Source organism: Sphingomonas koreensis, assembly GCF_002797435.1.
Taxonomy (GTDB): Bacteria; Pseudomonadota; Alphaproteobacteria; order Sphingomonadales; family Sphingomonadaceae; genus Sphingomonas; species Sphingomonas koreensis.
On the sequence record NZ_PGEN01000001.1, the window covers coordinates 50,710 to 72,423 of the forward strand.

The window sequence follows — 21,714 nt, forward strand, 5'->3', positions numbered from 1 at the left end:
GTAATCGTTTCGACCACATCTGTAGTCAAGAGCCTGAACGCTTTCTGAACGGCGTTCAGGTGATCGGAAACAGGGGAGGTGTCGGAACTTCTTACAAAATGGGTAGGGCGAGAATTCTGTTAACCATGGGAATGGCTGTTTTCCGAGGGTTACCCATTTTGGCATGCGGACTGCAACGTTGGGGCCACACCGCTGTTCACTAGCGCGTGTAACGCTTCAGAGGCGGGCAGCACATACCGGGCTGCCCGCCTCGCCCGTTTCTGGAGGCGCGACTCGCCTCCCGCATGGCCGGGCGTCATCCCCGCGAAGGCGGGGATCGATCACCCTTGACGGTGCGGTCCCTGCCGAACGGTCAGCCGGAGCAGAGTCGGGCCTTCGCGGGGACGGCGGATGGCGATCTGGCGCTCGCGTCGGCCGCATAGATAACCGGCGATCCGTCGCGGCGCGTGCGGCGGCGGAATATCCTGACGCCGTCTTCCTCGAGCCGTTCGGCGGCGCGGGCCCGCGCGGCGGGGTAGATTTGAGTGAACAGCCGCTCGAACGTGCGGTGCCAGCCATAGGTCTCGACCACCATCGCGCGGGCGCGGGCGCCGATCAGTTGCGCGCCGTCGTTCCAGAGCTTCACGACGTTGGCCGCCATTGCCGCGGTATCGTCCACCGGGCCGAGCAGACCGAGCCCCTCCGGGACCCGATCGGGCATTGCCCCGCTGGCGACCCCAACGATCGGAAGGCCGCATGCCTGCGCTTCGAGCACCGAGATGCCGAACGTCTCGTCCGCCATCGCCGAGACATAGATGTCGGAGGAGGCAAGGGCGCGCGCCAGGCCGATCCGGTCCTTCTCGAAGCCCGGAAAGGCGATCGGCAGGCCCTGCGCCTCGTGCATCAGCCGCTCGCGCAGCTTGCCGTCGCCCATCAGGACAAGTCCGGCGCCGAGATCGCGGGGCAGTTTGCGGAACATGTCGACCAGCCGGTCGGCGCGTTTCTCGTTGTCGATGCGGCCGGCATAGATGAGCAGCGGCCCATCGCCCGGAATACCGAGCGCGGCGCGGTAGCCCGGGTCGCGCTTCGACGGCGCGAACATCGTCGTATCGACGCCGAGCGGCATCACATCGGTCCGCGTGATCGCCTTGCGGGCCAGCGTGCGCCGGGCGTCCTCGCTCAGCGTATAGACGCGGTCGAACTCGCGATAGGTGATCTCGGCATAGCCATAGGCCAGCATCCGCATGAACCGTGCGGCAAGGTTGCCGGCCTTTGCCTCGACGACGCGATGGACGTGGGCGTTGGGGAAATCGGTTCGGTATCCCGCGACCAGCGTGGTTTCCGGGAAATCGCGCCGGTGGTTGATCGCGGTCCAGGGCAGCACCCAGGGGCAGAGCGATTCGATGATGTCGGGGCGATAATGTTCGAGCAGGTCGCGCACCGCATCGGTCCGCAGGATGAAGCGGTAATTCGGGCTGCCGCGTACCGGCTCGGCGCCCACCTCGGCAAAGATATGGCGCCCGTTGACCGTCACGCGATCTTCGGGGCCGGGGACAATCTGGAGCAGCTGGTGGGGCGTGTGGTTGAGCACATAGTCGCGCTTCTCGCGGAGGTAAGTGCTGATCCCGCCGCCACCCGCAGGCGAATAGCTCTGCGTCAGGTCACAAATCGTGAGGGACGCACGATCCCTCGCCGCGACGCCGAGCGCCGCAGCCAACGGCTGCACGAACATGATACGCTACCTTTTACAAGACCGCGTCAAACACGCGGTCGTTACGCCGCTGAAACGCCCTTCTCATCGAGAAGTTGCGCCAGCTCGCCCGACTCGTACATCTCCATCATGATGTCCGAACCGCCGATGAACTCGCCCTTCACATAGAGCTGCGGAATGGTCGGCCAGTCGGAGAATTCCTTGATTCCCTGACGCACGGCCTGGTCCTGGAGCACGTCCACGCTCTCGAACGCGACGCCGAGATGGCTGAGGATCGAGACTGCCCGGTTGGAAAAGCCGCATTGCGGGAACAGCGGGGTTCCCTTCATGAACAGCAGCACGTCGTTCGCATCGACGAGGCTCTGGATATGGGCCTGGGTTTCGTCGGTCATGTCAGTCGCTCCGGGTCATTCGTTATTGGCAGGCACGGCGGTGGTGAGCTGAAGGGCGTGCAGCACGCCCCCCATGCGCCCGCCGAGCGCTGCATAGACAGCCTGATGCTGCCGGATCCGGGGAATGCCCCGGAAGGTCTCGCTCACCACGCGGGCGGCATAGTGATCGCCGTCACCGGCCAGATCGGTGATCTCGACCTGGGCATCGGGGATGCCCTGCCGGATCAGCGTCTCGATCTCGTCTGCCGCCATCGGCATGGTTACTTCGCCTCGATCAGCTGGCGGCGCGCTTCGACGGTCCGTTCCTCGACCGCCTGGCGCACGGTCGCTTCGTCGATCTCTACGCCCGCGGCGGTGAGATCGCCCAGCAGCTTGCGGATCACGTCCTCGTCGCCCGCTTCCTCGAAATCGGCCTGGACCACCGCCTTGGCATAGGCATCGGTTTCTTCGGGCGTCAGGTTCAGCTTCGCAGCCGCCCATTGGCCGAGCAGTCGATTGCGGCGCGCGATGATGCGGAACGCCATTTCCTCGTCCATCGCAAACTTGGCCTCGAACGCACGTTCGCGATCGTCGAAGGTCGTCATCCCTAAAAACCCCTTGATTGTTTCGCTTGGCAGATAGGTTCGGTGGTGCGGCATGGCAACGGGTGGAGACGAATTCGCCGTCCGCGGGGGCTTCGCGGGCCGCCCGCATCGGCTATAGCGAGCGCCACTGTCGCCAGGGGTTTGCGCATGATTTCGTTTCAGCTTGATGGCTTCGATCTTCCGGCGTTCATCGCGGCGACGCTTGCCGAGGATGTCGGGGCGGGGGATGTCACCTCCGCTGCGGTGATTCCGGCCGATGCGGTCTTCACCGGGGTGATGGACAGCCGCGACGCGATCGTCGTTGCGGGGCTGCCGATCGCTGCGGCGTTCTTCCATGCGCTCGATCCGGCGGTCGAGATCGAATTGCTGGCGGATGAGGGCGCTTCGGTCGCGGCCGGCAGCGACCTGATGCGGCTGCGCGGCAATGCCCGCGCGCTGCTGACCGCCGAGCGGGCGGCGCTGAACACGGTGCAGCACCTGTCGGGTATCGCGACGATGACGCGCGGCTATGTCGAGCGGATCGCGGGGACGGGCGCGACCCTGCTCGATACCCGTAAGACCATTCCCGGCCTGCGCCGGCTGGAGAAATATGCGACGCGGATGGGCGGCGCGCAGAACCACCGCATGGGCCTGTGGGATGCGGCGATGATCAAGGACAACCATGTCGCTGTGGCGGGCTCTGTGGAAGAGGCGGTGCGCCGCGCCGCGGCTGCCGGGATCGGACGGATCATCGTCGAGGTGGACCGCGTCGAGCAGATCGAGCCGGCGCTGGCGGCGGGCGCGACCCATTTGCTGCTCGACAATATGGACCCGCCGACGTTGCGCGGCGCGGTGACCCTGGTGGGCGGGCGCGTGCCGACGGAGGCTTCGGGCGGGGTGCGGCTCGATACGATCCGTGCGATCGCCGAGACGGGGGTGAACTTCGTCAGCGTCGGGCGCCTCACCCAGTCCGCGCCTGCGGCGGATATCGGGCTGGACTTTGCGCAGGCTTGAGTCGTAGCTGGACGCAACAGAGAGGGAATTTCCATGCGTCCGCAATCGATTGTCCGTTTCGAGCAAGCCTATCTGGGGGCGACCCTGTTGTGGCTGGTCAATCTGGCGCTGGGCTGGAAGACCAAGCTGGAGAGCGTCAACAGCAACCCTGCCTTTGCGGGCAATCCGCAGATGGCGGAACTGGCCCAGACGATGATGATCGGCACCACGATCGTCATGCTCGCGCTGTGGCTGCTGCTCTGGTACTTCACCGCCCGCCGGGCGAGCGTGGTCGCGAAATGGGTGGTGGTCGTGCTGTTCGGCCTGTCGGTGATCGGGTTGCTGGGCACGCTGATCAGCTATCAGGTTGCCGGCGCACTCAGCACGGTGCTGAGCCTCGTCACGTTCGCGCTCACCGCATGGTCGGTGTGGCTGCTGTTCCGGCCCGACGCGCAACGCTGGTTCGCCGGCGAGGACGCGCAGGCGGACAACGCGCCCTTCGAATGATCCGCAGCGGGGCGTTCGCCCTGGCGTTGCTGGTGCCGGGCGTGGCCGCGGCCCAGGCGGACCGGTGCGTCGTGCCCGATCGATTGCCCGAAGCGTCCGAGCAGGTCGGGCGTCCGGGTCCGCGCCGGATCGTGCCGGTGGGCGGCTATACGCTCGCCTTGACCTGGAACCCCGGCTTCTGCCGCCAGTCGGCCAATCGCGACCGGTTCCAGTGCGATCCCGGCAACCGTTTCGGGTTCGTGCTTCACGGCCTGTGGCCGGACGGGCGGGGCGCGGCGTGGCCGCAATATTGCGCACCCGCGCCGCGCATCCCCGAAGCGGTGGTGCGGCGCACTCTTTGCGCGATGCCGTCGCTGGCGCTCCAGCGCCATCAATATGCCAAGCACGGCAGCTGCTCGGGCCTGCCGCCCGCCGCCTATTTCGACCGGGCGCGGGAGGCCTATGCCGCGATCAGCTATCCCGAGATGGATAGCCTGTCGCGCCGTCCCGGCCTGACCGCGGGCCAGCTTGCCGCGGCGGTGGCGCGCGCCAATCCTGGGATGACGCCGGCGATGCTGCGCGTGCAGGCGGGCGGGGACCGCTGGCTCGACGAACTGTGGGTCTGCCTCGACACGCGCTTCCGCCCGCGCGTTTGCCCGGCGCACCAGCGGGGCGTGCCTGCGCATGTGCCGCTCAGGATCTGGCGCGGGCGTTAGTTCCTGATCGTCGCGGTGCCGGGATGGTGCTTGTCGAGGTGCTTCTTGATGATCTTGAGGTTGCGGGTGTTCGAGCGGAAGAAGAAGTCCGCCGCGTCGCCCAGGCCCGGAACCAGACCGATCAGCCAGTCGAACCCGACATTGCCGGCCATGCGGAACATCGCGCTTCTGGGCATGTTCAGGTTGCGCGCCTCCCAGATCATATAGGCGCCCATCGCGGCGGCGACGATATCGCCGGCGACGGGGATCAGCCCCAGCACCGCGTCGAAGCCCACCGTCTGGCGCGTGCCGGGGATCGTGACCGCCCGTTCGAGCAGCTTCTCGATCATCTCGATCCGGTAACGCACCGACGCGGGATCGTTGCCGGTGTACGAGACCGTCTCCGGTTCCGGGTCCATGCGGGTCGCCTCGGCCATCAGCTCATCCTTCATTGTCCGCGCTCGCGCAGGTGCGTGAGCGGGTGCCAGGCGCGGGCGTTGGGCTGGAAGGCGCGCAGGCGCAGCGCGACCAGCGACCAGCGCAGCGGCTGTGCGATCGGAATATAGGCGGCGTCGGCGGTCAGCGCCATGTCGGCGTCGGCGATCCGCTGTGCGCGATCGGTGAGGGTGGGGGCGTCGCGTGCCGCCTCGATCGCCTCCATGAGCGGCGCGGGGCAGGACTGGCAGGCCGTGACGAGGTACCAGCGGCCGCTGTCATAGGGCGCGACCGCATCGATCAGCCGCAGGTCGGCGTCCGAATCCTCCGCCACCAGTTCGGGGCGCAGGCCCATGTCGATCAGGTCGCGCGCGATCCGCACCCAGATCAGCGTGCTGCCGGGATCGCGGGGAAGCGCGACGCGGATGGCGAGCGAGGCGCCGGGATTGAGCGATCGCCAGGCTGCGACGCGGTTGCGCGCGGTCGCCTTGCGGGCCTCGGGCGCCAGTGCGGTCCATTCCGGAACGGCGGGATCACCCGCCGAATCGAGCCTGGCCGGCAGCAGTGTCTCGACCGGTTGCCATTCGGGCCGGAACAGTGCGGTCAGCGCGATACGGTCGATGCCCATCGCGATCGCTTCCCGGTTCTCCGCTTTGGCGAGAAATCCGGTGCGCGAGACGATCGCGAGCCCGAACAGGCCGAGCGCGGGATCCACCTTGACATTGGCCTGGGCGATATCGGCGTGCGCAAGCAGCGGCCAGTCCCGATAGGTGCCGCCCAGCACCAGATCGGATTGGCGCGTCGCAAAGCGCAGAATGGCCTTTGCCGCTCGTTCGCCACGCAATCGGACATTGTCGGCGGGATCGGGTTCCTCGACCTCGTCGGCGGCGCGCGACGGATCGAAGCCGGGGCGCAGAAGCACCGGCCCGGCGCCGGGCTCCACCCGGAACGGGCCGGTGCCGGCAAGGGCGGGACGGCGCAGGATCGCGAGTTCGGGCTGGGCGAACAGCTTGAGCAGATCGGGGCGCGGGCGCTTCAGCCGGACCTCGACGATCTGCGGGGTCATTTCGACCACCTCGTCGATCACCGCGACGAACGGCGCGATGGCGATGCGGCTGCGCGGTTCGAATGCGCGCTTGAGGCTGCCGACGACATCGGCCGCGGTCACGCTGGTGCCGTCGGGCCACTCCGCCGCACGCAGGCGGAAGATGTAGCTGCGGCCGCTATCGATGACGATCCAGCGTTCGGCGAGGCCGGGTTCGATCCCGCCATTGGCGTCGAAGCGGACCAGCCCCTGCGCAGTCGAATCGAGCATGACGCGGGCCGCGAAATCGAGGTCGCCGCGTGCCGGGTCCGCGAGCTTCGCATCGCCGCCGATCGCGCTGGCGACCACAGCGATGTCGTCGGGCCGCTGGCCGCACCCGCCTGCAAACAATGCCAGCGCGACGGCGAAGGGCAGGGCGGGGCGGAACATGCCCCGGTTTATGTGGCTGGGGCGGGGAATCCAACCCCGCCCCAGCATCCTCTCCGTCCTTTTTTCAGGACTTATTCGCGGGACTTAGTTCTTTTCCTTGTCCACCAGCTTGTTGGCGCCGATCCACGGCATCATTGCACGCAGTTCGCTGCCGACCTGTTCGATCTGGTGGCGCTTGGCGGCGATGCGCGAAGCCTTGAGCTCGGGCTGGCCGGCGCGATTGTCGAGCACGAAGTCCTTGACGAAGCGGCCCGACTGGATGTCGGCCAGAACGCGCTTCATTTCCTTCTTGGTCTCTTCGGTGATGATGCGCGGGCCGGTCTTGATGTCACCATATTCGGCGGTGTTCGAGATCGAGTAGCGCATGTTGGCGATCCCGCCTTCATACATCAGGTCGACGATCAGCTTGAGCTCGTGAAGGCACTCGAAATAGGCCATTTCGGGCGCGTAGCCGGCCTCGACCAGCGTCTCGAACCCGGCCTGGACCAGCGCCGTCGCGCCGCCGCACAGCACCGCCTGCTCGCCGAACAGATCGGTCTCGCATTCCTCGCGGAAATTGGTCTCGATGATGCCCGAACGCCCGCCGCCGACGCCCGACGCATAGGCCAGCGCCACGTCATGTGCGTTGCCCGACGCGTCCTGATGGACGGCGATCAGGCAGGGGACGCCGCCGCCGCGGACATACTCGCTGCGCACGGTATGGCCCGGCCCCTTGGGCGCGATCATGATCACGTCGATGTCCGCCGGTGCCTCGATCAGGCCGAAATGGATGTTGAGGCCATGGGCGAAGGCGATCGCCGAGCCGGGCTTCATGTTGCCCTTGAGGTCGTTCTCCCAGATCGCGGCCTGATGTTCGTCGGGCGCGAGGATCATGAGGACGTCGGCCCACTGCGCCGCTTCCTTGTTCGAAAGCACCTTGAAGCCCGCGGCTTCGGCCTTCTTCGCGGTCGCCGATCCTTCGCGAAGCGCGATCGCGACTTCCTTGACGCCGCTGTCGCGCAGATTCTGCGCGTGGGCGTGGCCCTGCGAGCCATAGCCGACGATGGCGATCTTCTTGCCGGTGATCAGGTTCAGGTCGGCATCACGATCGTAATAGACACGCATTTTCTGGTTCCCTTTCGTAGTATTTCGTCATCCCGGCGAAAGCCGGGATCTCCCGCAACAGGCGTGCGCTTGCCGCATGAGGCCCCAGCTTTCGCTGGGGCGACGGTGAATTCTCAGGCCGCCTCTTTCCCTCTCGAAATGGCGACGATGCCGGTCCGTGCGACTTCGATCAGCCCGACTTCGCCCATCAGCTCGATGAACTTGTCGATCTTCTCGGTCGTCCCCGTCACCTCGAACACGAAGCTCGAGATCGTCGCGTCGACCACGCGGGCGCGATAGACTTCGGACAGGCGCAGCGCTTCGATCCGGTGATCGCCAGTGCCGGCGACCTTGACCAGCGCCAGCTCGCGCTCGACATGCTCGCCCTCGGCGGTCAGGTCGTGCACCTTGTGCACCGGCACCAGTCGGTCGAGCTGGGCGACGATCTGCTCGAGCGTCGCTGGACTGGCCGAGGTGACGATGGTGATCCGGCTCACCGCCTTGTCCTCGGTAATCTCGGACACGGTCAGGCTCTCGATATTATAGCCGCGCGCGGTGAACAGGCCGGCGATCCGGGCAAGGATGCCCGGCTCGTTGTCGACGATCACGGCAAGCGTATGCCGTTCGGCTTTTTCTTCCTTGATGTGCATCTTGCTCGTCACCCCAGCGAAAGCTGGGGTCTCCCCGAATTAGAACGTGCGCTTGCCGCGCGAGGCCCTAGCTTTCGCTGGGGCGACGAATAAGTGGCCATCACACCAGCGCCTTGGCTTCGTCGTCCATCTCGCCGGAAACCTCGGCGGACTGGAGCAGCATGTCGGTATGGGCGGCGCCCGACGGGATCATCGGGAAGCAGTTGGCGAGCTTCGCCACGCGGCAATCGACGATCACCGGCCCGTCATGGGCCAGCATCGCGGCGATGCCGTCATCGAGCTGATCCTTGCCCTCGATGCGAATGCCCTCCCAGCCATAGGCTTCGCCAAGCTTCACAAAGTCTGGCAGCGCGTCGCTGTAACTCTCTGAATAACGGCTGGAATAGGTCAACTCCTGCCACTGCCGCACCATCCCCATATATTCGTTGTTGAGGATGAAGATCTTGACCGGCAGGCGGTACTGGGTCGCGGTCGCCAGCTCCTGGATGTTCATCTGGATGCTGGCTTCGCCCGCGATGTCGATCACCAGCGCGTCCGGATGACCCAGCTGCGCGCCGATCGCGGCGGGCAGGCCATAGCCCATCGTGCCGAGACCGCCGCTCGTCAGCCATTTGTTGGGGCTTTCGAAATGGAAGTGCTGCGCGGCCCACATCTGGTGCTGGCCGACCTCGGTGGTGATGATCGGGGCCTGGTCCCTGGTCGCCTCCCACAGCGCACGGATCGCGCGTTGCGGCATGATCTCGTTGCTGTCCTCGGGGAAGTCGAGGCACTTGACCGCACGCCAGCCCTCGATCCGGCTCCACCATTCGGAGAGGTCCGGCCTGGGATGCTGACGTGCTTTCCAGATGCGGATCATGTCTTCGAGCGCGTGGCCGACATCGGCGACGATCGGCAGGTCGACGCGCACGGTCTTGTTCATCGACGAGCGGTCGATATCGATATGGATTTTCCGCGCATGCGGCGCAAAGGCATCGAGACGGCCGGTCACGCGATCGTCGAACCGCGCGCCGATCGCGACGATCAAATCGGCCTGGTTCATCGCGTAATTGGCTTCGTAGGTGCCGTGCATCCCCAGCATGCCGAGCCACTGGTCGGACGATGCCGGGAAGGCGCCCAGGCCCATCAGCGTCGAGGTAACCGGCGCGCCGGTGATCCGGGCCAGCTCGCGCAGCAGCTGCGACGCCTGCGGGCCCGAGTTGATGACCCCGCCGCCGGTGTAGAAGACCGGACGCTCGGCTGCGGCCAGCATCTCGACCGCCGATTCGATCAGCGCCTTGTCGGCCTTGACCTGCGGGCGATAGGTCTTGTGCTGGATCGGGCCGGGCTTGCTGTAGCGTGCCGTCGCGATCTGGACGTCCTTGGGAATGTCGATCACCACCGGGCCGGGGCGGCCCGACGTGGCGATGTGGAACGCCTCATGGACGATGCTGCCCAGATGCGCCGGGTCCTTCACCAGATAGTTGTGCTTGGTGCAGTGACGGGTGATGCCGACCGTGTCCGCTTCCTGGAACGCATCCGATCCGATCAGGTGCGAGGGCACCTGTCCGGTGATGACGACCATCGGGATCGAATCCATCAGCGCGTCGGTGATGCCGGTGACGGCATTGGTCGCGCCCGGGCCGGAGGTGACGAGCACCACGCCCGGCTTCCCCGTGGCGCGGGCATAGCCCTCCGCCGCATGGGTCGCCGCCTGCTCGTGGCGGACGAGGATGTGCCTAATCTTCGTCTGCTGGAAAATCGCGTCGTAAATCGGAAGTACAGCGCCCCCAGGATAGCCGAAGATGACTTCCACACCGAGGTCGTTGAACGCCTCGATCAGGATGTCTGCTCCGCTTTTCTCGGTCACTGTACGTCTCCTTCCAGTTTTTCCGCACCGCAATAGCGGTTTGGGAATGGCGCTGCTATGCGTATGAAAACTACGTGTCAAGCTGAAAGATTATAAGAATCGTGCAAAATGATCGGCTTGTTTGGAAATATCTGTCGAGTCAGTTTGGGGCCAATCCGCCGGCGGCTGGTTTCGCAGCCAGGTATATTGCCGTTTTGCATATTGCCGCGTTGCTGCCTGCGCACGCTCCAGCGCCTCGTCCCGATCGAGCGAACCCTCTAGAAACGCTGCGATTTCCGCGACTCCGATGGCGCGGCGCACCGGTGCGTTCGCCGGGATGTCGCTGCGTTGCAGCAGGTCTTCGACCTCCTCGATCGCCCCGTCGTCGAACATCGCGCTCAGGCGACGATCGCAACGTTCCGCGAGCCAGGCGCGGTCGGGCAGAAGGATCAGCGGCGCGAGGTCGATGGCATCGGCGATCCCGCCGACGCGCTCGTCCTGCCAGTCGGCAAGCGTGCGGCCGGTCGAGCGTACGACTTCGAGTGCACGGCCGACGCGCGTCGTGTCGGCGGGGTTGAGGCGCTTGGCGGCTTCGGGATCGGCCTGTACGAGCTGGCGATAGCTCTCCGCTACCGGCAGCGCACGAACTTCGGCACGGATCGCCGGATCGATCTCCGGCACCGGTGCGATCCCGTCGAGCAGGGTGCGGATATACATGCCGGTCCCGCCTGCGAGGATCGGCAGACTGCCGCGGTCATGCGCTGCGGCGATCTCGGCCTTCGCCTCCCCGGCCCAGCGTGCCGCCGAATAGTCTTCGGTCCCCGCGACATGGCCGAACAGCCGGTGCGGCGCCTGCGCTTCCTCTTCGGGCGAGGGCCGTGCGCTCAGCACGCGGAGCTCGGCATAGACCTGCGCCGAATCCGCGTTGATCACCGTGCCGCCGCTGCGCCGCGCAAGCGCGATCGCCAAAGCGGACTTGCCGCTGGCGGTCGGGCCTGCAATGAGCGCGACCTTCGGCCGGGCAGGAGGGTTCATGTTTGTCGCCACTTTGATTGCTGACGGCGGGGTCGATGGCAGTTTCCTATCGGAAATCGCGCATCAGTTCGACATAGACTGTACGGCAGGCAAGCTAAGCGCACCTATCGCGTTGATCGACGAGGGCTATGCCGGCGATTTCTTCTTCTCGCCGTCTGACGGCTTTGCCGCGAGCGACTGCGCATCGCTCGCTGAATCGATCCGCGACCGGGCCGAAGCGGTCGCACGGGCTGGCTTTGGCCGCGAGCTGAAGCTCGACGTTGTCGTGCAGCCCGTCGCGAACCGCCGCAAACGCCTGATCGTCGCCGACATGGATTCGACCATGATCACGGTCGAGTGCATCGACGAACTGGCCGACTATGCCGGCATCAAGGCGCAGATCGCCGAAGTGACCGAGGCAGCGATGCGGGGCGAGCTCGACTTTGCCGAAGCGCTCGATGCGCGGGTCGCGCTGCTGAAAGGGCTGGGCGCCGACGCGATCGACCGCTGCCTTGCCGAGCGCGTGCAGCTGATGCCCGGTGCGCGGACGCTGGTGCAGACGATGAAGGCGAACGGCGCGACTGCGATCCTCGTCTCGGGCGGTTTCACCCGCTTCGCGCAGCCGGTTGGGGAACAGATCGGCTTCGATCGGGTGATCGCGAACGAGCTGCTGATCGAGGGCGGAGCGCTGACCGGCGCCGTGACCAAGCCGATCGTCGATTCCACGACCAAGGAAACGACTCTGCTCGGCGCGATGGCCGAACTCGGCCTCGATGAGAGCGCCACGCTTGCCGTGGGTGACGGCGCCAATGATCTCGCGATGATCAAGAAGGCAGGGCTTGGCGTCGCCTATCACGCCAAGCCGATCGTCGCGGCCGCCGCGGGCGCGCGGATCGATCACAACGACCTGACGGCCCTGCTCTATGCGCAAGGCATTCCGCGGAGCGAGTGGATCGACTGACGGCCTAGTTCCGTACCGGCACGCACGAACCGACACCCCGGCAAGCGCCGCTCGCTTCGGCGTTGGACGCGAAGGGTCCGACCAGCACGCGGGTGAGCTTGCCCGCCTTCACGTACGAGATCTGCCGTCCCGGGAAGCGACCGCTCATCTGCGCGCCGAGCCGGCGGGCGTTGCCGGGATCGCCGAACGCGCCGAGCTGGAGCTTCCAGCCGCCGTCGCGCACGGCAGCCGGTCGAGCCGGCGCAGGCTGTGGTGCGGGCGCTGCTTGCCGCGGCGCGGGACGCACGATGGGCGGGGCAGGGCGCACCTCCGTGGTCTGCAGCGGGCGATCCTGCGGTCTGGCGGGAGGATCGGTACGGGCAACCGGGTTCGCGGGGCGTGAAACGGGCGGCGGCGTGGCCATCGCGACCTGCGGACGCCCGGCGTCGCGCTCATATTGCCGCGCCAGCTCCAGACCCTTCTGACGGTCCGCCAGCGAGATATGCCGGTCCATCTGCGCCTGCGCACTGGATGCCTGCTGCATCCCTTGTGCCGCGGCGCGGACGGTGAGCGCATAGGCGCGTACCCAGTCGCGCTCCACACCGTCGCCGTTGAAGTACATTGTGCCGAGAACATATTGCGCGCGCTGTTCGCCGCGGCTCGCGGCCTTTTGGAGCCATTCGGCCGCCTGCGCCCGCTTGTTGTTCTCGAACAGGGTCAGGCCGTAGCTTTCCTCGGCCTGCGGATGGCCCTGCAACGCGGCCTTGCGATACCATTCCTCCGCCGTGGCGAGATCGACGGGCACGCCGCGGCCGAGCTTATAGGCCTGGCCGAGATTGAACTGCGCATCGGCATCGCCCTTCGCGGCCGGGCCGCGCCATTCGGCGAGCGCCTTCTTGTAGTCGCCGCGCTGCCAGGCATCGACGCCCGCCTTGACGTCAGCCAGTGCCGGAGCGCCAGGCAGCGCCGCCGCCGCAAGCAGGATCGCCCATGAAATCTTACGCATACCGCCAGTCCCCGGTCACATCGGCACCGCTTGGATAATGCCAGTTAACCAACTTCTGGCCAAGCAATGCTTGAACAAGCGTTAAATCCCGGCGCGGTCGCTCGCCGGAATGAGGAAGGTGTCGCTGTCGAGCCATTAACCGCTTCTTAGTTTCCCACTGGCATCCCATCGTCGGGCAACCGGGATTTTCAGAGGGGCAGATGCGCGTACTCGCGATGGCATCACAAAAGGGCGGATCGGGTAAAACCACGCTCAGCGGGCACCTTGCGGTGCAGGCGCAGCGCGCCGGGCACGGCCCGGTCGTGCTGATCGATATCGATCCCCAGGGCTCGCTGTCGGACTGGTGGAACGAGCGCGAGACGGATTTCCCCGCCTTCGCCCAGACCACGGTCGCCCGGCTTGCCGCGGATCTCGAGGTGCTGCGCCAGCAGGGCTTCCGCCTCGCGGTGATCGATACCCCTCCCGCCATCACCATGGCCATCCAGAGCGTGATCCAGGTCGCCGAGCTGATCGTCATTCCGACGCGCCCCTCGCCGCACGACCTGCGTGCGGTCGGCGCCACGGTCGACCTCTGCGATCGCGCAGGCAAGCCGCTGCTGTTCGTGGTCAACGCCGCGACGCCCAAGGCCAAGATCACCAGCGAAGCCGCGGTTGCGCTGTCGCAGCACGGCACCGTCGCACCGGTGACGCTGCATCAGCGCACCGACTTTGCCTCGTCGATGATCGACGGCCGGACGGTCATGGAGATCGATCCCAACGGCAAGTCCTCGCTCGAGGTCACCGCGCTCTGGTCGTACATCAACGACCGGCTCGAGAAGAATTTCCGACGCACCGTGTTCACTGCGCCCGCCGCGACTCATGTCGCGTTCGCCGGACGCCCGCAGGGTGGCTTCGGCCGCCGGGTGGTGAGCTGATGTTCGGCTCCGCCAAACCCGCCGCCTCGCTTTCCTCGGGCCTGCTGGCCCGCAAGGGGCAAGCCCGTCCCGCGATGCGCCCGCAGGGGTTCGTCGGCCTCAACCCCGGTACCTCGCTCGACGATCTCGGCTGGAACGACATGGGGTTCGAAGGTTTCGAATCCGCCCAGCCCGTGACGCATGAGGTGCCGCCGGTGCTCGCGCAGCGTAACGCACTGGCCGAAGAATTCGCGCCGCAGCCGCCGGTACAGGCGCCGCATCAGCCGCCCGCGCAGATGCAGCCGCTTCCCGAACCGGTCGCTCAGCCCAAGCCGCTCGCTCACGAAACGCCTGCGCCCGCTCCGGCGGCGGTCAGCACGGCGCCCGCGCCGGAAGCGCCGGCAGCACGCCCCGTTTCGACCGCGACTGCCGCCCGTATCGGACGCGAGGTCGCCTCGAAGAAGGGCAAGGCCGCCTTCACCTTGCGTCTCGATACCGAACGTCATCTCAAGCTGCGTCTCGCTTCGGCACTGTCGGGCCGTTCGGCCCAGATCCTAGTGACCGAAGCATTGGACGCGTTTCTCGATACATTGCCCGAAGTCGCGGCGCTGGCTGGCCAGCTCCCGGCGGGCAAGGCTCGCTGATCAGGGGGATTGGAGCCATGAACGCACGTCGTTTTCTCACCATCGGGGTCTCCGCCCTGGTCCTTGGTGCGCCGGTCGTCGGCGGCCCCTCGCTGATCGGCGGCCTGGCCGCCGCGAGCGATGCCGTCGCGCAGGACGCAAAGCGGGCCGCGAAGGAAGCCCAGGCCGCACGCAAGGCGCTCAAGGGTGACAATCCGCAAAAGGCCGTGACTCATGCCGAGGCAGCGGTCGCGTTCGACCCGAAGAACGGCGAGTACCGCCAGCTTCTGGGCGAGACCTACCTTCGCGCCGGACGCTTCGTCTCCGCAGCTCAGGCGCTCAACGAGGCGCTTTCGCTCGATCCGGCGAATGGCCGCACCGCGCTCAACCTCGCGCTCGCCCAGATCGCCGTCGGCGAGTGGAGCACCGCGCGCCAGACGCTCGAAACCCATGCCAACACCATCCCTGCCAGCGATCGCGGTCTTGCCATCGCGCTCGCCGGCGATCCCGCAACGGCGGTCACGCTGCTGACGGACGCCGCGCGCCAGCCGGGTGCCGACGCCAAGACGCGCCAGAACCTGGCGCTCAGCTTCGCGCTGGCAGGCCAGTGGCAGCAGGCGCGCGCGGTCGCGGGTGTCGATCTTTCGCCCGACAAGCTCGACGCGCGGCTGATGCAATGGGCCAGCTTCTCGCGCCCGCAGAATGCCTATGATCAGGTCGCCTCGCTGCTGGGCGTGACGCCCGTTGCCGACCGTGGCCAGCCCGAGCAGCTCGCGCTCGCCCGTTCGATGACCACCGCGGTCGCCGCGCAGCAGGTCGCCGATCCGATCGAGAACTACATGCCCGATATGGGCATTGCGACGGCTGCGGCTGCAACCCCTGCGACCGCCGTCGATACCGCGATGACCGGTGCCGAGATCGCGCCCGCGATTCCCGCGCCCGGCAGCGCTCAGGTCGTGTTCGGTCCGCGCCGGGAAGTCGTCCAGGCGCTCCCCGCACGTGCGGTCAAGGCGATGGCGGCTCCGGCCGCGGCCCGGGCCGAGCTTGGTGCGCGCAAGCCGCTGACGATCGCAGTCAAGACGCCGGTCGATGAATTCAAGCCCGGCAAGGGCAGCTGGTTCGTCCAGCTCGGCGCGTATGACAGCGTCGGTGTCGCGCAGGATGCGTGGGGCCGCGCGGTCAAGCGCACACCGGCGCTCAAGGGCATGACGCCGTCGAACGCCAGTGTTTCGACCAGCGCAGGCAGCTTCCAGCGACTCGCCGTCGGCGGGTTCGACCGCACCGGTGCCGATACGCTGTGCCGCAAGGTGCGCGCAGGCGGGGGCAGCTGCTTCGTCCGTTCGGGCGCCGGTGACAAGACGGCGAGCTGGGCGCGGCCGGCGCGGACGCAGGTCGCCTCGCGCTGAGCCGGTGTCTCAAGGAATAGGGGAAAGGCCGGGTGTTCGCCCGGCCTTTTTTCGTTTCAGGCGATTTCGGCCCCGCCCTTGAACAGACGGATCGCCTTCCCCTGAACGGGCAGGCCGTCGAACGGCGTATTGCCCGCCTTGCCAGCCATCCGGTCCGAACTGATCTGCCAGGGCGCGCCAGGGTCGATCAGGACAAGGTCCGCCGGCATGCCCGGTTCCAGTGTTCCAGCCTCAATCCCAAGGAGTTGTGCCGGGTTGCTGGCAACCAGTGCGAACAAGCGGGCGAGCTCGATCCGTTCGTCACGGACCAGGCCGAGCCCCAGCGTCAACAGCGTCTGAGCGCCTGCCATGCCCGGCGTCGCATCCACGAAGGGCAGGCGCTTCTCTTCCGGTCCGCGGGGATCGTGGCTCGAGCAGAGGATGTCGATCGTGCCGTCTGCCAGCGCCGCCAGCGCCGCCTGCCGGTCACCCTCGTCGCGGAGCGGCGGGGAGAGACGGGCGAAGGTGCGGAAGTCGGTGACGTTGATGTCCGACAACAGCAGATGCGCCGGGGTGATGCCGCAGGTGATGCGCAACCCGCGATCCTTGGCGCGGCGGATCAGGTCGAACCCGGCCGCCGTGGTCACCTGGCGGAAGTGGATCGCGGCGCCGGTCTGTTCGACCAGCATCAGGTCGCGCGCGATCGCCAGCGCTTCGGCGACCGCCGGAGCGGAGGGAAGGCCCAACCGCGTCGCGGTCTCGCCTTCGGTCGCGACTGCCTGTCCCGCCAGACCGCCGTCCTCGGCATGCGCGATGACGGTGAGGCCGCAATCGCGCGCATAAGCGAGTACGCGACGCATCACCCCCGAATCGGCGATCCAGCGCCGCCCGGTCGAAACGGCGCGCGCGCCGGCATCGGCGTTGATCGCGAATTCGGCGAGGTCGGTGCCCTCCAGCCCGCGGGTGGCCGCGGCGATCGGATGGACCCACAATTCGGGCTTGCCCATGTCGGCGGCGCGCTGGACGATGCCGGGGCCGTCAAGCACCGGCGACTGGTCGGGCATCAGGCCGATGCGAGCGATACCGCCGGCGCGACACGCCGCCTTGTCCATGGCGAAGGCGCCGAGATCGATCAGGGCAGGGGCGAGCAGCTTGCCCCCGCAATCGATCACCTGCGCGCCCTCAGGCGCTTGCGCCGCGATCTTATGGTCAGCAACGTACAGCTCGCCGTCGCGCTCGCCGCCTTCGGGGCAGACCAGGCGGGCGTTCCTGAAGATCAGGTTCATGCCCAGCCCTCCACGCCGCGCGCACGGCGCGTGAGCACGTCGAGGCAGGCCATGCGCACCGCCACGCCCATCTCGACCTGCTCGGTGATCGCCGAGCGGCCGGGCATATCGGCGACGGAGGAGTCGATCTCGACCCCGCGGTTCATCGGGCCGGGGTGCATCACCAGTGCGTCTGGTTTGGCGCGCTTCAGCCGCTCCTCGGTCAGTCCGTAGTTCAGGTGATACTCGCGGGTCGAGGGAATGTAGGCACCCGACATGCGCTCGTTTTGCAGGCGGAGCATCATCACCACGTCCGCGCCCTCCAGCGCCGCATCGAAATCGGTATAGGGCGTGACGCCCATCTTCTCGATCGCTGCGGGCATCAGCGTCGAGGGTGCGACCACGCGCACCTCGGCCGCCAGGGCGGTGAGCGCAAGGATGTTCGAGCGCGCGACGCGGCTGTGCAGGATGTCGCCGCAGATCACCACGCGCTGATGCGCGATGCTGCCGCGGCGGCGGCGGATGGTCAGCGCGTCGAGCAGCGCCTGGGTCGGGTGTTCGTGGCTGCCGTCGCCGGCGTTGAGCACCGGGCAATCGACCTTGTCGGCGATCAGCTGCACCGCGCCCGAGCTCATGTGCCGGATCACGATCACGTCGGCGCGCATCGCGTTGAGCGTCATTGCCGTGTCGATCAGCGTCTCGCCCTTCTTCACGCTGGATTGCGCGGCGTGCATGTTGACCACGTCCGCGCCCAGCCGCTTGCCCGCGATCTCGAACGACAGCAATGTACGGGTCGAGTTCTCGAAAAAGGCGTTGATCTGGGTGAGCCCGTCCAGCCGGTGGTCGCTCTTGGCGCGGCTGCGATTGGCTTCGATCCATTGTTCGGCCTCGTCGAGGAGGAACAATATCTCGTGCGGCTGAAGCCCGGAAATACCCGTCAGGTGCGCGTGCGGAAACACGGCGCGCCCCTGAATCTGGGCGCCGGGGCGATGATCGATCGGCGGTTGCATTAAACCCTGCGGTTAGCGAGGCGGGGGCAGGGGCGCAAGCGCGCTCATTGTCCCGGCTGTGTCGCCGGGCGCGGGGCGGGACGAGCCGGAGCGGCAAGCGTCTTGTCGTACCAGCGGCCAAGGTCGGTGTGCATCTTCGCCAGCTCGTCGGGGTTCAGATACACCATGTGTCCGGCTTCATAGTAAGTGAAGTCGATGTTCCGCTGCAGCGCCTCGTCCAGCAGCATGTGCGATGCGTCGAACTCCGCGCCGAAAAAGGCGGTGGCGAAGTCGTAATAGCCGTTGACGAACATCACCTTCAGATACGGGTTGGTCCGCATCGTCCAGGCGAGGTCCAGCCCCGAATTCGGCGTGGTCTGCGGCTGGTTCGAATTGGGCGGGCGGTGGCTCCAGTCCCAGTTGAAGCCGGGTCCGCGCGCGGTCATGCGATAGGGCAGGTCGGTCTTGTAGCCCAGCACGCGCGTTGCATAATCCTGGAACGTCGCGACGAACGCGCCCGAGATTGCGGTCGAGGACGGATCGTCGCCCGGGCTATCGGCATTCGCATCGGTCATGTTGAGCGTGTAGCGCGAATCGAGCCGACCCACGGCGAGCCGGCGGTCGCGCAGCAACTCGGTCTGGAAGTGCGACAGGTCGATGCGCAGGTCCGCGCGAAGGATGAACGCCTCGCTGAGGCCGATATAGCCCGCCATCTGCTTTGCCACCGCCGCCTTCTCCGCCGCCGGGATGTTCGATCCCTTGGCGAGCGCGGCGGCGAGCGTGCCGGTTGTGAAGCCGCGCACCTCGTCGAGGAACGCGCGCAGGTCGGCCGGGCGGTTGGGGAGGCGGTTATGATACCAGGCGGTCGCCGCCATGGTCGGGAACAGCGTCAGGTAATTCTGGTCATAACCCGACTGGCGCACGCCATAGTTCATGATGGTCGAGAACTGGACCATGCCGTTGAGGCTCACGCCGGCCTGTTCCAGCTTGGCCGCGACGACCGGGTTGCGCAGCGTGCCGTAGCTCTCGCCGAACAGGATCTTGGGGCTGCGCCAGCGGTTGTTCTTCGCGATGTAGCGGGTGATCGCCCGCGCGAAGCCCTCGGCGTCCTGATCGACGCCCCAGAAATCCTTGCCGCTCTTCTCGCCCAGCGGCCGCGACCAGCCCGCACCGATCATGTCGATGAAGACCAGATCGCTCTTGTGGATCAGCGAATAGGGATTGGGGCCGAAACCATAGGGGGCGGGGCGGATATATTCGGGATTGGCGGTGGTAACGCGCACCGGCGCGAAGCTGCCCATGTGCAGCCAGATCGTGGGCGACCCCGGCCCGCCATTGTAGAAGAAGGTGACCGGGCGGTCGGAACCGCCGCCGTCCTTGGTGTAGGCCGTGTAGAAATAGCTGGCGGAGGGCTTCGCCTCATCGTCGCGGATCGTCAGCGTTCCCGCGGTCGCGGTATAGGCGATGCGCTGCCCGCTCACCGTGACGCTGCCCCTGCTCACCGCGCTCTGCTCCTCGACTGGCGCGCGGATCTGGGCGGCTTCGGCTTCGGCCTTGGCGTCCTTCGGCGGGGCAGGCTTGTCCTGCGCAAGGGCAGGGAGGGCGAGAAAGGTGGCGGCAAGAAGCAACTGGCGCATGAAAGACCCCCGAGTCTTGAAGTCGCGCGACGCTGCCCGTTCCCGCGCGCTTGTGCAACATTGTCTCATGGGAAACCGGTCAGCCGGTGGCCAGCGCGTCGATCGCCCCCTGCAGGATGTAGCTTGCGGCGAGCTTGTCGACGCGCTCCGCCCGCTTGGCGCGCGACAGGTCCTCGGCGATCATCTGGCGCTCGACTGCGGCCGTCGACCAGCGCTCATCCCAAAGCAGCACCGGAAGCCCCAGATCCTCGACATTGCGGGCGAAGGCGCGGGTCGACTGGGTGCGCGGTGAATCGGTGCCGTCGAGATTGAGGGGCAGGCCGATCACCATCCCCTTCACCTGCTGTTCCGCGATCAGCACGGCCAGCGCCGCCTTGTCCACGGTGAACTTGGTCCGCTTCACGAGGTGCGCGGGGCTGGCGAACGACCAGCCCGCATCGCACAGCGCCGTGCCGATCGTCTTGGTACCGACATCCAGCCCCAGCAGCCGCCCGCCTGAAGGGAGAGCCTCGCGGAAGGTATCGCGGTCGGTGGTGATCACGGTTTGAACGCTTTGAGCCGCCGTTCAATATCCGCGCGGACGTTGGCCCAGAACAGCGAATAATCGAACACGTGGTAGTTGTTCCCCCAGAGCACATACTGCCCACTCAGGTTTTCCGGGGGATTACCGATCAAGAGGATGCCGCGCTCGCTGCACCGCGCGGCGACCGCCCCCTTGAGTAAGGTCGCATTCGAGAAATCCACATTGGGGATCAGGCTGCCCCGGTTTGCGGCGGCTTCGGCGCTGACACCCGGCGTACCGGTGATCGGATTGGTGCAGATCATCGGTGTACCGGCGCGCTTTTGCCCGGTGAATCCGTTCGAGGCGTCGAAGGTGTCGAACAGCAGGGAGGGATCGGCCGGCTCGGCGAAGCTCTGCCACGACAGGATGCAGCTGGTCTGGTCGGCCGCGGTGCACTCCGCCAGCCCGAGTTTCGGCAGGTCCGCGCTCTTCGATACCGGCCAACCCACGACATAGGCTGCAACGATCCGTTTCGCGATCGGCTTGCCCGCCACCCGGTCATGCAACAGCCGCGTCAGGTGCAACGCCCCCTGACTGTGCCCTGCCAGAATGATCGGGCGATCACCCGCTTCGGCAAGGAACTGGTCGAACGCGGCGGTGACGTCGCGATAGGCGAGATCGAGTGCCCGCTGGGCATCCTCCTTACTGGTCAGGAATGCGCCGAAGGTGGCCTGACGATAGCGTGGCGCCCATACCGCGCCCGCACCGTTGAAGGCGCTCGCCTGTCCGCGCAGGAACAGCGCGGCGCGATCATTCGCCTCCTTGTCCTCCAGCGGCGCATTCCAGTGCGCGCGGTTGAGGTAGGAGGTCGGATGGATGAAGAATACAGCCGCCGTCGGTTCCTTCGCCGCTGCATAGCCTTCGGGTGCCCACAGCGCCGGATTGCCCGGCTTGTCGGGCCGCGCCAGCCACATTTCGGCCCGCTTGTAGCTGTCGGCGGGAAGCGTCGCCTGCGATTCGAATCGCCCGCCGGGCACCATCGCCTGCCGCAGCAGCTCGGCGCCCCAGATTCGATATGCAAAGGTTGCTGCAAGCGCGAGCACGATCAACACCGCCACGATATAGAGGAACTTGCGCGCCACTCGGGGCTCCTGTTGTGCATTGCAGCATAACA

23 protein-coding genes are annotated in these 21,714 nt (G+C 66.8%); 7 read left to right on the top strand and 16 right to left on the bottom strand.

From position 1 onward, the window contains the following. Window positions 1–352: 352 nt before the first annotated feature. The 4 genes from BDW16_RS00285 to BDW16_RS00300 are packed head-to-tail and all read right to left on the bottom strand — an operon-like array spanning window position 353 to window position 2,666. Entirely contained in the window at window positions 353–1,705 is a 1,353-nt protein-coding gene (locus BDW16_RS00285) for a glycosyltransferase (protein WP_241230510.1), read from the bottom strand. A gap of 47 nt (window positions 1,706–1,752) precedes the next feature. Beyond that, the gene (gene grxD, locus BDW16_RS00290; protein ID WP_066579929.1) at window positions 1,753–2,082 is read right to left on the bottom strand and encodes a Grx4 family monothiol glutaredoxin; all 330 of its coding nucleotides are present in this window, start codon (window positions 2,080–2,082) and stop codon (window positions 1,753–1,755) included. A gap of 15 nt (window positions 2,083–2,097) precedes the next feature. Further along, window positions 2,098–2,340, bottom strand: coding sequence for a BolA family protein (locus tag BDW16_RS00295; protein WP_066579930.1), 243 nt, complete (start codon window positions 2,338–2,340; stop codon window positions 2,098–2,100). Between the two features lie 2 nt (window positions 2,341–2,342). Then, on the bottom strand, window positions 2,343–2,666 hold the full coding sequence (locus BDW16_RS00300; RefSeq protein WP_066579931.1) for a DUF1476 domain-containing protein: 324 nt from the start codon (window positions 2,664–2,666) through the stop codon (window positions 2,343–2,345). 147 nt (window positions 2,667–2,813) lie between these two features. On the opposite strand from BDW16_RS00300, the gene nadC reads away from it, so the two are divergent. From nadC to BDW16_RS00315, 3 genes are read left to right on the top strand one after another with little or no spacing between them, the layout of a single operon-like run. Continuing rightward, complete coding sequence (nadC, locus tag BDW16_RS00305; RefSeq protein ID WP_066579933.1) at window positions 2,814–3,659, top strand: carboxylating nicotinate-nucleotide diphosphorylase; 846 nt, start codon at window positions 2,814–2,816, stop codon at window positions 3,657–3,659. A 33-nt stretch (window positions 3,660–3,692) separates the two neighbouring features. Beyond that, a complete protein-coding gene (locus tag BDW16_RS00310; protein ID WP_066579934.1) occupies window positions 3,693–4,145 on the top strand; it encodes a hypothetical protein in 453 nt (150 codons plus the stop codon). Further along, window positions 4,142–4,840, top strand: a complete 699-nt coding sequence (locus BDW16_RS00315) for a ribonuclease T2 family protein (protein ID WP_066579936.1) — start codon at window positions 4,142–4,144, stop codon at window positions 4,838–4,840. The genes BDW16_RS00310 and BDW16_RS00315 overlap by 4 nt, the downstream gene beginning before the upstream one ends. Here BDW16_RS00315 and BDW16_RS00320 read toward each other — a convergent pair. The 6 genes from BDW16_RS00320 to miaA form a co-directional block, all read right to left on the bottom strand. After that, entirely contained in the window at window positions 4,837–5,256 is a 420-nt protein-coding gene (locus tag BDW16_RS00320) for a DUF4112 domain-containing protein (RefSeq protein ID WP_066580030.1), read from the bottom strand. The two genes, BDW16_RS00315 and BDW16_RS00320, sit on opposite strands and share 4 nt — an antisense overlap. Before the next feature lie 11 nt (window positions 5,257–5,267). Then, window positions 5,268–6,728, bottom strand: coding sequence for an ABC transporter substrate-binding protein (locus tag BDW16_RS00325; protein WP_066579938.1), 1,461 nt, complete (start codon window positions 6,726–6,728; stop codon window positions 5,268–5,270). 84 nt (window positions 6,729–6,812) lie between these two features. Continuing rightward, complete coding sequence (ilvC, locus tag BDW16_RS00330; protein ID WP_066579941.1) at window positions 6,813–7,832, bottom strand: ketol-acid reductoisomerase; 1,020 nt, start codon at window positions 7,830–7,832, stop codon at window positions 6,813–6,815. A gap of 113 nt (window positions 7,833–7,945) precedes the next feature. Continuing rightward, the gene (gene ilvN, locus BDW16_RS00335) at window positions 7,946–8,461 is read right to left on the bottom strand and encodes an acetolactate synthase small subunit (RefSeq protein ID WP_066580033.1); all 516 of its coding nucleotides are present in this window, start codon (window positions 8,459–8,461) and stop codon (window positions 7,946–7,948) included. Between the two features lie 100 nt (window positions 8,462–8,561). Next, complete coding sequence (locus BDW16_RS00340; RefSeq protein ID WP_066579943.1) at window positions 8,562–10,307, bottom strand: acetolactate synthase 3 large subunit; 1,746 nt, start codon at window positions 10,305–10,307, stop codon at window positions 8,562–8,564. A 90-nt stretch (window positions 10,308–10,397) separates the two neighbouring features. Then, window positions 10,398–11,321: a tRNA (adenosine(37)-N6)-dimethylallyltransferase MiaA gene (gene miaA, locus BDW16_RS00345; protein WP_066579944.1), complete on the bottom strand. Its 924-nt coding sequence runs from the start codon at window positions 11,319–11,321 to the stop codon at window positions 10,398–10,400. On the opposite strand from miaA, the gene serB reads away from it, so the two are divergent. Continuing rightward, the gene (gene serB / locus BDW16_RS00350; RefSeq protein WP_066579945.1) at window positions 11,320–12,261 is read left to right on the top strand and encodes a phosphoserine phosphatase SerB; all 942 of its coding nucleotides are present in this window, start codon (window positions 11,320–11,322) and stop codon (window positions 12,259–12,261) included. The genes miaA and serB overlap by 2 nt on opposite strands. 4 nt (window positions 12,262–12,265) lie before the next feature. Here serB and BDW16_RS00355 read toward each other — a convergent pair whose 3' ends face one another. Further along, entirely contained in the window at window positions 12,266–13,246 is a 981-nt protein-coding gene (locus tag BDW16_RS00355; protein WP_066579946.1) for an SPOR domain-containing protein, read from the bottom strand. Between the two features lie 200 nt (window positions 13,247–13,446). On the opposite strand from BDW16_RS00355, the gene BDW16_RS00360 reads away from it, so the two are divergent. From BDW16_RS00360 to BDW16_RS00370, 3 genes are read left to right on the top strand one after another with little or no spacing between them, the layout of a single operon-like run. Continuing rightward, a complete protein-coding gene (locus BDW16_RS00360; protein ID WP_066579949.1) occupies window positions 13,447–14,160 on the top strand; it encodes a ParA family protein in 714 nt (237 codons plus the stop codon). Further along, on the top strand, window positions 14,160–14,783 hold the full coding sequence (locus BDW16_RS00365; RefSeq protein ID WP_066579950.1) for a hypothetical protein: 624 nt from the start codon (window positions 14,160–14,162) through the stop codon (window positions 14,781–14,783). The genes BDW16_RS00360 and BDW16_RS00365 overlap by 1 nt, the downstream gene beginning before the upstream one ends. A gap of 17 nt (window positions 14,784–14,800) precedes the next feature. Then, window positions 14,801–16,168, top strand: coding sequence for an SPOR domain-containing protein (locus tag BDW16_RS00370; RefSeq protein ID WP_066579952.1), 1,368 nt, complete (start codon window positions 14,801–14,803; stop codon window positions 16,166–16,168). 56 nt (window positions 16,169–16,224) lie between these two features. On the opposite strand, the gene BDW16_RS00375 is transcribed toward BDW16_RS00370, so the two are convergent. From BDW16_RS00375 to BDW16_RS00395, 5 genes are all read right to left on the bottom strand, one after another. After that, a complete protein-coding gene (locus BDW16_RS00375; RefSeq protein WP_066579953.1) occupies window positions 16,225–17,433 on the bottom strand; it encodes a dihydroorotase in 1,209 nt (402 codons plus the stop codon). After that, complete coding sequence (locus BDW16_RS00380) at window positions 17,430–18,422, bottom strand: aspartate carbamoyltransferase catalytic subunit (RefSeq protein WP_066579955.1); 993 nt, start codon at window positions 18,420–18,422, stop codon at window positions 17,430–17,432. Before BDW16_RS00380 ends, BDW16_RS00375 begins: the two co-directional genes overlap by 4 nt. 44 nt (window positions 18,423–18,466) lie before the next feature. Beyond that, window positions 18,467–20,038, bottom strand: coding sequence for a S10 family peptidase (locus BDW16_RS00385; RefSeq protein WP_066579957.1), 1,572 nt, complete (start codon window positions 20,036–20,038; stop codon window positions 18,467–18,469). A 79-nt stretch (window positions 20,039–20,117) separates the two neighbouring features. Beyond that, window positions 20,118–20,579, bottom strand: coding sequence for a Holliday junction resolvase RuvX (gene ruvX, locus BDW16_RS00390; protein ID WP_066579958.1), 462 nt, complete (start codon window positions 20,577–20,579; stop codon window positions 20,118–20,120). Next, window positions 20,576–21,682, bottom strand: a complete 1,107-nt coding sequence (locus BDW16_RS00395) for a DUF3089 domain-containing protein (protein WP_066579959.1) — start codon at window positions 21,680–21,682, stop codon at window positions 20,576–20,578. Before BDW16_RS00395 ends, ruvX begins: the two co-directional genes overlap by 4 nt. Between the last annotated feature and the right edge of the window lie 32 nt (window positions 21,683–21,714).